This is a genomic window from Micromonospora sp. NPDC051543 (assembly GCF_044454415.1).
Classification (GTDB): Bacteria; Actinomycetota; Actinomycetes; order Mycobacteriales; family Micromonosporaceae; genus Micromonospora.
The window spans coordinates 93,380-106,392 of sequence record NZ_JBITDT010000015.1 but is presented as its reverse complement, the minus strand read 5'-3'; the positions used below and the strand labels follow the sequence as shown (position 1 = coordinate 106,392).

The window sequence follows — 13,013 nt, the reverse complement described above, 5'->3', positions numbered from 1 at the left end:
ACGAAGGTTCAGGGCGAAGGTTAAGCGAAGATCGGGTGACCTGGGACCGTTCGGTGACAATAGGCACAGCCATCACGACTATCCGCGTTCGTACCGGTTTTTGGGAACGCTTCCACGCGCACGATCACGCAATATCTCCGGTCCTCGTATTGTTGACGACACTGGTTCTGCCGAAGCTCGCTTTTGCCATATCCGACGCGAAATAACCCCTTCCGGAGCCGTCGTCGTGTCCTCCCTCCCGATCTCCTCCCCCACCCCGGATCCGAGCACCGCCGCTCACCCCACCGCCGCCGACGGGATCGCGCTGTCCGCGCACCAGCCGGAGGCCGGTGATCTGGCGGCGCTCGCCGCTCGGGCGGCCGGTGACGACCTGCTCGCTCCGCCGGTCCGCCTCGACGACGTCGTGCCGGCACCGGAACTCCTCGAAGCGGAGCCGGGAGTGACGTTCGTGCTCGACGGGGACACCGCCATCCGGGTCACCGCCCACCCCGGGGCCCGGCAGGTGGCCGACCACCTGGCCCAGCTGCTCCGCCCGGCCACCGGCTTCCCGCTGCCCGTCGCCGACACCCTCGCGGCGGACCCGGCCGGCACGGTGACGCTCACCCTGGCCGGCACGACCCCGACGACGCCCCCCACCACCCCCGGCGAGAGCGCCGACCTCGGGGCGGAGGGCTACCGGCTCGACGTGACCACCACCGGGGTACGCGTCGTCGCCGAAACAGCCACCGGTCTCTTCTACGGCGTCCAGACGCTCCGGCAGCTCCTCCCGGCCGCCGTGGAGAGCCCGACCCCGGTGGCTGCCCGCTGGGCGTTGCCCGGCGGCACGATCCTGGACCGCCCCCGCTTCCCGTACCGGGGCGCGATGCTCGACGTGGCCCGACACTTCTTCGCCGTCGAGGACGTCCTGCGGGTGATCGACCACCTGGCCCGCTACAAGCTCAACCACCTGCACCTGCACCTCACCGACGACCAGGGCTGGCGCATCGCCGTCGACTCCTGGCCGAGGCTCGCCACCGTCGGCGGGGCGAACGAGGTCGGCGGCGGCCCCGGCGGGCACTACACCAAGGACGACTACCGGCGGATCGTCTCGTACGCGTCCGCCCGGCACGTCACCGTCGTCCCGGAGATCGACCTGCCCGGCCACACCAACGCGGCGCTCGTCGCGTACCCGCGCCTCGCGCCGGACAAGGTCGCGCCCGCGCCGTACACCGGCACCGAGGTCGGCTTCAGCTACGTCGACCCGGCCGACGAGCAGACGTACGACTTCATCGCCGACGTACTCGGCGAGGTCGCCGCCCTCACGCCGGGACCGTGGCTGCACATCGGCGGCGACGAGGCGTTCAAGGTCAAGGGCGAGGTCTACACCGGTTTCGTGGAGAGGGCGCAGCGACTCGTCGCCGACACCGGCAAGACCGTGGTGGGCTGGCACCAGCTCGCCCCGGCCGCACACGTCGACGGGCGGGTCCTGCAGTGGTGGGGTACGGACACCGACGACCCCACCACCGCCGACGCCGTCCGGCGGGGCGCCCGACTGATCGTCTCCCCCGGTAACCACGCCTACCTGGACATGAAGTACGCCGAGGACACCCCGATCGGGCACGACTGGGCCGGCCTCATCGACGTACACCGCGCGTACGACTGGGATCCGGGCACGCACGTCGACGGCGTGCCCAGCACGGCGGTCCTCGGTGTGGAGGCCCCGCTCTGGACCGAATCGGTCACCTCGCTGGCCGACATCGAGTTCCTGCTGCTCCCCCGGCTCCCCGCCATCGCCGAGCTGGGCTGGTCGCCCCGGGCGACGCACGACTGGGCCGACTTCCGGGACCGCCTGGCCGGGCACGGCCCCCGCTGGTCCACCGCCGGCATCACCTTCCACCGCAGCCCCGAGATCCCCTGGCCGGCCATTCCGACCATCCCGGGCCAGCGCCCCACCGCTGCGGTGGACCCGACACCCCGCTGAACGGCGCGGTACCCCGAGGCCGCCAACCGGCCATGATCGACTCGGGTTCACGGATATCGGGGTGTCCCGCACGCCGGGATACCCCGATATCCCCGACGTCGAGTCGATCACCCCGGTTGGGCGGTTTGGGTGATTTCGGTGCGGTCGTCCCGTGGCGGACGGCACCTCGGCGGCGGAATCGCGGGTGGGGCGGGATCGTTGTACCTCCCATGGCGCCGTGACCCCGGGTCGCGGCTCCCGGGAACAGCCACCAGGCCGGCGTCGTTACACCCCCCGCACCGCCGAGCAGCACCGGCCCAGGTCGGCAGCCGCCGCCGGGAACACCCGCCGGGCCGGCGTCGTTACACCCCCCGCACCACCGAGCAGCACCGGCCCAGGCCGGCAGCCGCCGCCGGGAACACCCGCCAGGTCGGCGTCGTTATACCCCCGCACGGCCGAGCACCACCGGCCGTACCCGGTCCCCGGCGGGAATGATCCGCTGGCCCGGACCGTTGCACCACCCTCCGGGACACCCCCGAGCAGGCCCGTCGGGCCGCCGGGCCGATCCCCAAGAACTCTCTCCGCACAGCACACCCCCGTGTGCCGAGTGCGTATCCCCCGATGAAGCAGAGGAGCACGCCATCATGCGTACCGATCTGATTCGTAAGACCGCCCTGACCGCCGCTGGCCTCGCCTTCACCGGTGGAGCGATCGCCGGTCCGGTGACCGCCGCGTACGCCATGGCCGACGCCAAGCCCACCACCCAGACGGTGTCCGACCGCAAGGGTCACGGTGAGCGGGAGCTCGGCGTGCGCTACGAGGCGCAGCCGAACTTCTACTACTGCGGCCCCGCCGCCACCCGAAACGCGCTGAGCGTGCAGGGTAAGAACATCGACGTGGACGCCATGGCCAAGGAGATGGGCACCACCGAGGCCGGCACCAACTCGATCAACGACATCACCCCGGTGCTGAACAAGGAGACCGGCAAGGCCGACGCCTACCGGTCGGTGGAGATCAGCAACCCGGACGCTGACGCCAAGCAGACCGACACGCTGCGCGCCGACGTGGTCAAGACCGTGGACAACGGTCGGGCCGTGGTCGCCAACATCGCCGGCACCAGCACCGACACCGACGGCAACACCCACTCCTACGAGGGCGGGCACTACATCAGCGTGACCGGCTACCGCGACAACGGCAACGTCGTCACGATCGCCGACTCCGCCAACCCGGACACCGCCTCGTACCAGATCACCATCGAGCACCTGGCGGACTGGATCGCCACCCGCGGCTACGCCACCAGCTAAGCATCATCGATCACCCGAAGGGCCGGACCCCACCACGGGGTCCGGCCCTTCGGCATGCCCAGGTCACGTCACCCCCGCGCCCCGCGCCCCGCGCCCCGCGCCCAAGATCCGAGCAACTTCCCCGATGTTGCTGCCTCCGACACGCTCGAGACAGCAACATCCCCGATGTTGCGCGGGTCTTGGCGACGAGCGGTCGGGCGAGGGTCCGTTGGTGGTGTCACGGGTCCCTTGGAGCTGATGTCGTAGCCGAATCAGTGTCCGCCCGGCTGGGACCAGGCACGCCCGAGGCGGGACCAGGCACGCCCGAGGCGGGACCAGGCGCGACCGAGGCGGGACCAGGCGCGACCGAGGCGACGACCCTGGGGGAAACAGCCCCTGGGCCGGTGATCCGTCCGGGACCGCCACCGGTCAGCCGCCGGAGTCGTCCATCTCGGCGCCCTCGGGGACGGTGTCGTCGTCCCGGCTGGCCAGCCAGCCGTCCGGTAGGGCGACCTTGCCCGGCGAGTTGGTACGCCCACGCGGCTGACCCAGCGCGGTCAGCGGGAACGGCTCTGCCGGGTCGAGCTTGCCGAGCAGGTCGTCGAGCTGGGCCAGGCTCTCGATCATCGCCAGCGAGCGGCGCAGCTCGCCGCCGACCGGGAAGCCCTTGAGATACCAGGCGACGTGCTTGCGGAAGTCGGTGCAGCCGTCCCGCTCGCCCCGGGCCGGGTTGCGGGCGCCCGCCACGAACTGGTCGACCAGCAGCTCGGCGTGCCGGCGCATGGTCACCGCCACCTCGCCGAGGGTGGGCAGCCGCCGCTCCGGCCGACCGTTGAAGGCGGCCTCCAGGTCGGCGAAGAGCCACGGCCGGCCCAGGCAGCCGCGACCCACGACCACGCCGTCGACGCCGGTGTGGGCGACCATCCGCAGCGCGTCGTCGGCCTCCCAGATGTCGCCGTTGCCGAGCACCGGCACGTCCAGGGCCTGCTTGAGGGTGGCGATGGCGTCCCAGTCGGCGGTGCCCGAGTAGCGCTGCGAGGCCGTACGCCCGTGCAGGGCCACCGCGGCGACGCCGGCCTCCTGCGCGGCGAGCCCCGCCTCGACGTACGTCAGGTGGTCGTCGTCGATGCCCTTGCGCATCTTGACCGTGACCGGCACGCCGGAGGGTGCGGCGGCGTCCACCGCGGCCCGCACCAGGCGGGCGAAGAGCCGGCGCCGCCACGGCAGCGCCGCGCCACCGCCCCGCCGGGTGACCTTGGGTACGGGGCAGCCGAAGTTGAGGTCGATGTGGTCGGCCAGGTTCCGCTCGACGACGATCCGCACGGCGGCGGCGGTGATCTCCGGGTCGGTGCCGTAGAGCTGGAGGCTGCGCGGCTGCTCGTCGTCGCCGAAGGCGATCATGCGCAGCGTCTTCGGGTTCCGCTCGACCAGCGCCCGGGTCGTGATCATCTCGCAGACGTAAATGCCGCCGCCCTGCTCCCGGCAGAGCCGCCGGAAGCCGATGTTGGTGATCCCGGCCATCGGGGCGAGCACCACCGGCGGTGACACCTGGTACGGCCCGAGGGTCAACGGGCGCAGCGCGGGCACGGTCGAGGCGGTCACCGCACAAGTGTACGGGGCCCCGACCGGACGGTCGGGGCCCTGTGACCAGCGTCAGCAGCCGGGGAGGCGCTCGATGAGGTACCGCTCGACCTGGTCGAGGGAGACGCGCTCCTGACCCATGGTGTCCCGGTTCCGGACCGTCACGGCGTTGTCGTCCAGCGTGTCGAAGTCGACGGTCACGCAGAACGGGGTGCCGATCTCGTCCTGCCGGCGGTAGCGGCGGCCGATGGCCTGCGAGTCGTCGAACTCCACCACCCAACGCTTGCGCAGCAGCGCGGCGAGGTCCTTCGCCTTGGGTGACAGCGCCTCGTTACGCGACAGCGGCAGCACCGCCACCTTGACCGGGGCCAGGCGCGGATCGAACCGCATGACCGTGCGCTTGTCCACGCCGCCCTTGGTGTTCGGGGCCTCGTCCTCGTCGTACGCCTCGAGCAGGAACGCGAGCACCGCCCGGGTCAGACCGGCGGCGGGCTCGATGACGTACGGCATCCAGCGCTCGCCCTTGGTCTGGTCGAAGTACGACAGGTCGACGCCGGAGTGCTTGCTGTGCGTGGAGAGGTCGAAGTCGGTGCGGTTGGCGACGCCCTCCAGCTCGGCGAACTCGGTCCCGCCGAACTGGAACCGGTACTCGATGTCGACGGTGCGCTTCGAGTAGTGCGACAGCTTCTCGGCCGGGTGCTCGTACAGGCGCAGATTGTCCGCCGACAGGCCGAGGTCGAGGTACCAGTTCCAGCGCTCCTGGAGCCAGTACTCGTGCCACTGCTCGTCGGTGCCCGGCTCGACGAAGAACTCCATCTCCATCTGCTCGAACTCGCGGGTCCGGAAGATGAAGTTGCCCGGGGTGATCTCGTTGCGGAACGACTTGCCGGTCTGCGCGATGCCGAACGGCGGCTTCTTGCGGGCCACCGTCTCGACGTTCTTGTAGTTGACGAAGATGCCCTGCGCGGTCTCGGGGCGCAGGTAGTGCATGCCCTCGTCGCTCTCCACCGGGCCCAGGTACGTCTTCATGAGGCCGTTGAACATCTTCGGCTCGGTGAAGGTGCCCTTGTTGCCGCAGTTGGGGCAGTTGACCTCGGCGAGCGAGGTGGGCGCGTGGCCGTGCTTGGCCTCGTACGCCTCCTCGATGTGGTCCGCCCGGAACCGCTTGTGGCAGAACTGGCACTCGGTGAGCGGGTCGACGAACTCGGCGATGTGGCCGGACGCCTCCCACACCTTGCGGGCCAGGATCACCGCGGAGTCGAGGCCGACGACGTCGTCGCGCTGCTGGACCATGGTCTTCCACCACTGCCGGCGGACGTTCTCCTTCAGCTCCACGCCGAGCGGACCGTAGTCCCACGCCGACCGGGTGCCTCCGTAGATCTCGCTGGAGGGGAAGACGAAGCCTCGGCGCTTCGCGAGGCTGACGACGGCGTCGATACGGTCGGCTGGCATGTTTCCTCCTACGCCGGCTGGCGGTCGGCGGGGGCGAGATGTGGATGGAACGGTCGGTTCGGAACAACGGTACGACCACCGTCGCCCCGAGCCCAGCAGAATACCGGGGGCGGGTCAGCTCACCCCGCAGACCTCCATGCCACCGGTCTGACCGTCCTGACCCAGGCTGACCTGCTGACGTTCCCGGTCGCCGCCGTCCAGCGTCACATCCACCGGCACGGTGAGGTTGGTGGTGTCCACCTCACCCACCCGGAACGCGGTGACCTGCGGCTCGGCAGCCGCCCGCCGCTCGAACTCGGGGCGGGACTCGCGCCGCTGCGCGTCGTCGCAGAGCTGCTCGTAGGCCCGGCCGTAGTTGCGCTCGACGAGCGCCTGGTAGTAGTCGCCGGTCACCGTGCGGCCCTGCTCGCGTACCGCCTGCACGCCGCTCACGGCCAGGCCCACGATGGCCGTGCCACCTCCGCCGCAGCAGAGCAGCACGGCGAGGGCGCCGACGCCGAGGCCGATCCAGAGCCGGGTACGACGCCCCTCGGTGGGAGGCGCGGCGAAGGGCGGAGCCACACCGGGACCGGGCGGCGGGGCGGGTGCGGTCATAGGAGCAGGGTAGTGCCCGAGTCTCAGCGGTAAGGACCTGCGGCCCGATCACTCTCGGCGACCACCACGGCTCCGCCCGGCGCGGCGCTGGCCAGCGCCTCGTACGCGGACGGCTCGTCCACCGACTCGGCGAGCAACGGCACCGCGCTCACCTTGACCTCGAAGGCGCCCAGTGCCCGCCGGTAGGTGCCGACCGACTCCCATTCGGTGACCAGTGACCAGTACCGGGGGTCGTCCAGGGCCCGGACCAGTTGGCCGCGCAGATAGCCGGGGCAGGCGGCCAGCGCGGTCAGGGCGGCGTGCGCCCGTTCGGTGAAGCCGTCGGCGACATCGACGTCGACCACGAACCGGTTGGTCACCAACACCGGGGGTTCCTCCTCGTAGAGTCTGTGGGATGCAGCGTACGCAGCGCCCTCTGCTGGCCCGGTTGGCCGGGGCGAACCCGACGTCGGTGTTCCTGCTCACCCTGGTGGTGGTGCTGGTGGCGTTCTTCACGCCGGGGGTGGTCGGCGGCCTGCTGACGCTGGCCCTCGCCGCCGCCCTGATCGCCCTGTTGGTGACCACCTGGTCGGTTCAGGCGCCGCAGACGAGGGTGCTCCGACTGCTGATGCTGACTCTGCTGGTGACGGTGGGCCTGGCGAAGCTGCTCTGACATGCAAGCATGCGTTTTTGACAATCATTGTCGTTACCACGGACAGTTGGCGACATGAGCAACCGCACCACGTCCCGCGTCCTGGCCGCCGCCGCGACCGCCCTGATCGCCCTGTGCGCCGCCACCGGCTGCTCCACCGGCGGCCCGGCCGGCGCCGATCCCCAACGGGTCGACGTGGTGGCCGCGTTCTACCCACTCCAGTTCGTCGCCGAGCGCGTCGGCGGCGACGCCGTCCGCGTCAGCAACCTGGCCAAGCCGGGCGCCGAGCCGCACGACCTGGAGCTGAGCCCACGCCAGGTCGGTGAGATCACCGAAGCCGAGCTGATCGTCTACCTCAAGGGCTTCCAGCCCGCGGTGGACGACGCGATCGCGCAGGACGACGACGCCCCCGTGTTCGACGTGGCCAGCGTGCAGCCGCTGATGGACGCCAGCTCCGGCGGCCACAACCACGAGGGCGACGAGGAGGGCGAGGAGGGGCACGGGCACGCCAAGGACCCGCACGTCTGGCTCGACCCGATCCGGCTCGCCGCCATCGGCGACAAGCTCGCCCAACAGCTCGGCACGGTCGATGAGAAGCACGCCGCCGACTACACCGCCCGCGCCGCGACCCTGCGGGCCGACCTGACCACCCTCGACGGCGAGTTCACCAAGGGCCTGGCGACCTGCCAGCGACGCGAGATCGTGACCAGCCACACCGCGTTCGGCTACCTCGCCGACCGCTACCACCTCGACCAGGTCGGCATCACCGGGCTCAGCCCCGACGTCGAGCCCTCGCCCCAGCGGCTCGCCCAGGTGATCGAGGAGGCGAAGGAGCACCACGCCACCACGATCTTCTTCGAGGCGCTGGTCAGCCCGAAGGTCGCCGAGACCATCGCCGGTCAGGTCGGCGCGAAGACCGCGGTGCTCGATCCGATCGAAGGACTCGCTGCGGGCAGCGACGCCGACTACTTTTCGGTGATGCGTACCAACCTGCAGACCCTGCGGACGGCGTTGAGCTGCTCGTGAGCACCCCTGTCATCACCGTGGAGCACGGCGCGGTCGGCTACGACGGCCGCACCGTTCTCCGGGACGTCTCGTTCACCGTGACCGCCGGGGAGGTGGTCGCGGTGCTCGGCGCCAACGGCTCCGGCAAATCCACGCTGATCCGCACGATCCTCGGCCTGGTGCCGCTCAGCTCCGGCTCGATCACCCTCTTCGACCGGCCGTTGCGCCAGTTCCGCCAGTGGCAGCGCATCGGGTACGTCCCACAGCGCCTCGGCGCCGGGTCGGGCGTGCCCGCCACCGTCCGTGAGGTGGTGGCCTCCGGCCGGCTGGCCCGCCGGGGCATCCTGCGCCCGCCCGGCGCCGCCGACCGGGCCGCCGTCGACGCGGCGCTGCGGGCGGTCGGGCTCGCCGACCGGGCCACCGATCCGGTGTCCACCCTCTCCGGCGGTCAGCAGCAGCGCACCCTGATCGCCCGCGCGCTGGCCGGCAAGCCGGAGCTGCTGATTCTCGACGAGCCCACCGCCGGGGTGGACGCGGCCAGCCAGGAGGCGTTCGCGGGCGCGTTGCGCGACTTCGTCGCCGACGGCGGGACGGTGCTGCTGGTGGCCCACGAGCTGGGCCCACTGCGACCGGTGATCAGCCGGGCAGTCGTCGTCCACCAGGGCGGCATCTGTCACGACGGCCCGGTTCCGGACCCGGCCGGCCACCACGCCGAGCCCGACCACGACCACGTGCACCCGCACGGTCCCGACGAGCCCGCCGGGCTGTGGAGCAACTGACGATGGAACTCTTCCAGTACCCCTACATGCAGCGTGCCCTGATCGGCGCGCTGGTGATCGGCCTGGCCGCTCCGGCGCTCGGCATCTACCTGGTGCAGCGCCGACTGACGCTGATCGGCGACGGCATCGGCCACGTGGCGTTGACGGGTGTCGGCGCCGGCCTGCTCCTGAACCGCTCACCGGTGCTGGTGGCGGTGATCGTCGCCACCGTCGGCGCGATCGCCATCGAGCTGGTCCGCGCCCGCGGGCGTACCTCCGGCGATCTGGCCCTGGCCCTGCTCTTCTACGGCGGCATCGCCGGTGGCGTCCTGCTGGTCGGCCTCTCGGACGCGACGAGCGCCAACCTCAACGCCTACCTGTTCGGATCGTTGCTCTCCACCTCGACCGACGACCTGATCACCGTTGGAGTGCTCGGTGCGGCGATCCTGATCACCATGATCGCCCTGCGGCCGGCGCTCTTCGCGATCAGCCACGACGAGGAGTACGCCCGCGTCTCCGGCCTCCCGGTGCGCACGCTCAACCTGCTGATCGCGGTCACCACCGCGGTCACGGTGACCATCGCGATGCGGGCCGTCGGCGTGTTGCTGATCAGCGCGCTGATGGTGGTTCCGGTGGCCGCCGCCCAGCAGGTCACCCGGGGCTTCCGCAGCACGATGACCGCCGCCATGGCGCTCGGGTTCCTCGCCGCCGGCTCGGGTGTCTGGGTGGCCGCCAGCGCCGACACCCCGCCCGGGGCCTCGGTGGTGCTGCTGGCGATCGCCTCCTTCCTGGTGATGGCCGTCGCCGGCACGATCTGGCGGAGGCTGCACCGCCGCACCGCGCCGGCGCTCGTACCAGCCGTGGAGCCGCACGAGGTCGTCCTCGACTAGCTGTGCCGGATCGGCGGATGTCGGTGGTATTGGTTACCGTTGCAAGATGACCAGCGCAACGGGCTACGAGGGTTTCGACGGAGCCAGCGAACTGCTCCGAGCCTTGTCCGCGCCCATCCGGCTGGCCATCGTCAGCGAGCTCGCCGACGGCGAGCGGTGCGTGCACGAGCTGGTGGAGAAGCTGGGCGCCGCGCAACCGCTGGTCTCCCAGCACCTGCGGGTGCTGCGCGGCGCGGGCGTGGTGCGCGGCTCGCGTCGAGGTCGGGAGATCGCCTACAGCCTGGTCGACGAGCACGTCGCGCACATCGTGGCGGACGCGGTCAGTCACGCGGGGGAGGGATCATGAGCGAGAGCGGCGCCGCCGTACGCAACACCCGGCAGCGCTCGGCGGTGAGCGCGCTGCTGGGCGAGATGGACGGCTTCCACAGCGCCCAGGAACTGCACGCGATGCTCCGGCAGCGCGGCGAGCGGGTCGGCCTGACCACCGTCTACCGCACCCTGCAGGGGCTGGCCGACGCGGGCGAGATCGACGTGATGCGCCCGCCGGGAGGCGAGCACCTCTACCGCCGGTGCAGCGAGGGCCACCACCACCACCTGGTCTGCCGGGCCTGCGGGCGCACGGTCGAGGTCGCCGGCCCGGCGGTGGAGAGCTGGGCGGACCGGGTCTCCGCCGAGCACGGGTACGCCGACGTCAGCCACACCCTGGAGATCTTCGGCACCTGCCCGACCTGCGTCCGATGACGGGCCTTCGGTTCACGCCCGTCCAGCCTCTGGGCACTGAGACGGCCCTGCGCGACTGGCAGCACATCCACAACTCGATCATCCCGACGGCGCCCCTGTCGGCCGACGAGATCGCCGCTCGCGCCCAGCGCCACATCCTCGAGGTCGCGTACGCCGACGGGGTGGCCGTGGGCTGCTCGACCGTACGTCCCCCGGCACCCGACGCCGCGACCGTGATCGCCCGGGTGCTGCCCGAGAGCCGCCGACACGGCTACGGGGAGCAGATCTACCAGCGCGGGCTGACCCGGGCCCGTGAGCTGGGCGCGCAGACCATCGAGACCGTCGTCCTGGCGTCCAACGACGAGGGCCTGCGGTTCGCCCGCCAGCACGGCTTCGTCGAGACCGACCGGTACGTCCTCCCGGGCGACACCATCGCGTTCGTGGACCTGCGGCTCGCCTGATCGACGGCCTGCTCCCGCCCTCCGGTCCGGCCACCGAATCGACGGGTGCCGGGCCGTCGTCGTTCGTGGCACGCTGTGCGACGTGAAGATCTACGCCGATCGGTTTCCGACCGCCGTCCGTCAGTTGCTCACCGACCTGCTCGTCGTCATCTGGGTGTACGCCACGATCCGCTTCGCCCTCTGGCTGCACGACCTGGTGCAGAAGCTCGCCGTACCCGGACAGAAGCTGGAAGGCGCGGGCGGAAGCCTCGCCGACAACCTCGCCGACGCCGGCGGCAAGGTACGCCGGGTACCGCTGGTCGGTGACGAGCTGACCGCACCCTTCCAGCGCGCCGCCGACGCCGCCCGAGGGCTCGCCGACGCCGGCCGGGAGCAGCAGCACCTCGTCGACCAACTCGCTCTCGCCCTCGCCGTCGCGGTGCTGATCTTCCCGCTCGGTCTGGTGCTCTTCGGTTGGCTACCGCTGCGGCTGCGCTGGATGCGTCGCGCGGGCTCGGCCGCGAAGCTCGCCGCCGTACCGGCCGGACGGGACCTGCTCGCGCTCCGCGCGCTGGCCACCCAACCGCTGGGCCGCCTCACCCGGATCGCGCCCGACGTCGCCGAGGCGTGGCGACGCGGCGACGACGACACCGTCGATGCCCTGGCCGCCCTGGAACTACACCAGCTAGGCCTCCGCAACAAAACCCGCTAACCCCCAGCCCTCACCCCCGCCCCTCCCCCCACGCTCACCAGCGCCCGCCCACGCGCCCTCGCCCTCGCCCTCGCCCCCGCCTCGCGCCACGCGCCACGCCCTCGCCCCCGCCTCGCGCCACGCGCCAGCACCCTCGCCACGCGCACGCGCACGGGCCGACGCGCGCACCCGCGCCCGTGCCCTCGCCCACACCCACGCACGCGCCACGCGCACGCGCACCGGCTGACGCGCACCCGCGCCCTCGCACGCGCACGCGCACGCGCACGCGCACGCGACCACGCCCGCGCCACGCGCACGCGCACCGGCCGACGCGCGCACCCTCGCCACGCGCCCACGCGGGCCCATGCCCTCGCCCTCGCCCTCGCCCTCGCCCTCGCCCTCGCCCTCGCCCTCGCCCTCGCCGACCGTCACCCCCGCCCACGCCCACGGGGAAACCCTCGCGCCCGCCCCGCCCTCGCCACGCGCCGGCGCCCCACCCACGCCCCACTCGTCGATCATGGAGTTGTGGTGGGCGACAAAGCACCCGGCAATCCCCATACCAGGCGCCACAAGTCCATGATCGACGAGGTCGGGCGGTGACCGCCCCCGCGATCTTGCACTTTGTGTGGTGACTTAAGGGGCATACCGTCCTGAAATGGCGACCGAAAGTGCAAGATCGACGCGATCATGGCGCGTGGGGGCGTGGGGGTGTGGCGGTGGCTCGGGGGTGCGGGTGGCGGCCGTTAAGGTCGTCGGGTGTTCTACTTCCTGATCGTCATCGCCGTCCTGCTGCTCGGCTACGCCGCAGTCCTGGTCTCCTTCGTCCGCCGGGGCAAGAAGATCCCGCCCGCCGCGTACCTCGCGCTGGCCGCGCTCAACGGTCTGATCCTGGCCGGGGTGTTGGCCTGGGCGGTCGCCCGCTGACGTTCACCGCACCGCACCGCACCGCACCGCACCGCACCGCACCGCACCGCACCGCACCGCACCGCACCGCACCGCACCGCACCGCACCGCACCGCACCGCACCGA

Annotated in this window: 15 protein-coding genes; 11 read left to right on the top strand and 4 right to left on the bottom strand. The window is 71.8% G+C overall.

Annotated elements, in window-relative coordinates:
- Positions 1-226 precede the first annotated feature (226 nt).
- Positions 227-1,960, top strand: a complete 1,734-nt coding sequence (locus tag ACIA3K_RS25240; RefSeq protein WP_396804161.1) for a beta-N-acetylhexosaminidase — start codon at positions 227-229, stop codon at positions 1,958-1,960.
- A 623-nt stretch (positions 1,961-2,583) separates the two neighbouring features.
- Positions 2,584-3,243 carry a C39 family peptidase gene (locus tag ACIA3K_RS25235; protein WP_396804160.1) on the top strand — a complete coding sequence of 220 codons (660 nt, stop codon included), beginning with the start codon at positions 2,584-2,586 and terminating at the stop codon, positions 3,241-3,243.
- A 408-nt stretch (positions 3,244-3,651) separates the two neighbouring features.
- On the opposite strand, the gene dusB is transcribed toward ACIA3K_RS25235, so the two are convergent.
- The 4 genes from dusB to ACIA3K_RS25215 all read right to left on the bottom strand — a co-directional run bounded on the left by dusB (position 3,652) and on the right by ACIA3K_RS25215 (position 7,214).
- Entirely contained in the window at positions 3,652-4,824 is a 1,173-nt protein-coding gene (gene dusB / locus ACIA3K_RS25230) for a tRNA dihydrouridine synthase DusB (RefSeq protein ID WP_396804159.1), read from the bottom strand.
- A gap of 51 nt (positions 4,825-4,875) precedes the next feature.
- Positions 4,876-6,255: a glycine--tRNA ligase gene (locus ACIA3K_RS25225; protein ID WP_234587283.1), complete on the bottom strand. Its 1,380-nt coding sequence runs from the start codon at positions 6,253-6,255 to the stop codon at positions 4,876-4,878.
- Positions 6,256-6,369: 114 nt separating this feature from the next.
- The gene (locus ACIA3K_RS25220) at positions 6,370-6,849 is read right to left on the bottom strand and encodes a hypothetical protein (protein ID WP_396804158.1); all 480 of its coding nucleotides are present in this window, start codon (positions 6,847-6,849) and stop codon (positions 6,370-6,372) included.
- 23 nt (positions 6,850-6,872) lie between these two features.
- On the bottom strand, positions 6,873-7,214 hold the full coding sequence (locus ACIA3K_RS25215; RefSeq protein WP_007463893.1) for an antibiotic biosynthesis monooxygenase: 342 nt from the start codon (positions 7,212-7,214) through the stop codon (positions 6,873-6,875).
- A gap of 29 nt (positions 7,215-7,243) precedes the next feature.
- Between ACIA3K_RS25215 and ACIA3K_RS25210 the strand changes: the two genes are divergently transcribed.
- The 9 genes from ACIA3K_RS25210 (at position 7,244) to ACIA3K_RS25170 (ending at position 12,908) form a co-directional block, all read left to right on the top strand.
- A complete protein-coding gene (locus tag ACIA3K_RS25210; protein ID WP_396804157.1) occupies positions 7,244-7,501 on the top strand; it encodes a hypothetical protein in 258 nt (85 codons plus the stop codon).
- Between the two features lie 54 nt (positions 7,502-7,555).
- Positions 7,556-8,506: a metal ABC transporter substrate-binding protein gene (locus ACIA3K_RS25205; RefSeq protein ID WP_396804156.1), complete on the top strand. Its 951-nt coding sequence runs from the start codon at positions 7,556-7,558 to the stop codon at positions 8,504-8,506.
- Positions 8,503-9,264, top strand: coding sequence for a metal ABC transporter ATP-binding protein (locus tag ACIA3K_RS25200; RefSeq protein ID WP_396804155.1), 762 nt, complete (start codon positions 8,503-8,505; stop codon positions 9,262-9,264). The genes ACIA3K_RS25205 and ACIA3K_RS25200 overlap by 4 nt, the downstream gene beginning before the upstream one ends.
- 2 nt (positions 9,265-9,266) lie before the next feature.
- Positions 9,267-10,133, top strand: coding sequence for a metal ABC transporter permease (locus ACIA3K_RS25195; RefSeq protein WP_396804154.1), 867 nt, complete (start codon positions 9,267-9,269; stop codon positions 10,131-10,133).
- 46 nt (positions 10,134-10,179) lie between these two features.
- Positions 10,180-10,479, top strand: coding sequence for a metalloregulator ArsR/SmtB family transcription factor (locus tag ACIA3K_RS25190; protein WP_282257156.1), 300 nt, complete (start codon positions 10,180-10,182; stop codon positions 10,477-10,479).
- Complete coding sequence (locus ACIA3K_RS25185; protein WP_355051280.1) at positions 10,476-10,874, top strand: Fur family transcriptional regulator; 399 nt, start codon at positions 10,476-10,478, stop codon at positions 10,872-10,874. Before ACIA3K_RS25190 ends, ACIA3K_RS25185 begins: the two co-directional genes overlap by 4 nt.
- Positions 10,871-11,314: a GNAT family N-acetyltransferase gene (locus tag ACIA3K_RS25180; RefSeq protein ID WP_396804153.1), complete on the top strand. Its 444-nt coding sequence runs from the start codon at positions 10,871-10,873 to the stop codon at positions 11,312-11,314. Before ACIA3K_RS25185 ends, ACIA3K_RS25180 begins: the two co-directional genes overlap by 4 nt.
- A gap of 82 nt (positions 11,315-11,396) precedes the next feature.
- Entirely contained in the window at positions 11,397-12,005 is a 609-nt protein-coding gene (locus ACIA3K_RS25175; RefSeq protein WP_396804152.1) for a hypothetical protein, read from the top strand.
- Positions 12,006-12,740: 735 nt separating this feature from the next.
- A complete protein-coding gene (locus ACIA3K_RS25170; RefSeq protein WP_396804151.1) occupies positions 12,741-12,908 on the top strand; it encodes a hypothetical protein in 168 nt (55 codons plus the stop codon).
- The last annotated feature ends 105 nt before the right edge of the window (positions 12,909-13,013 follow it).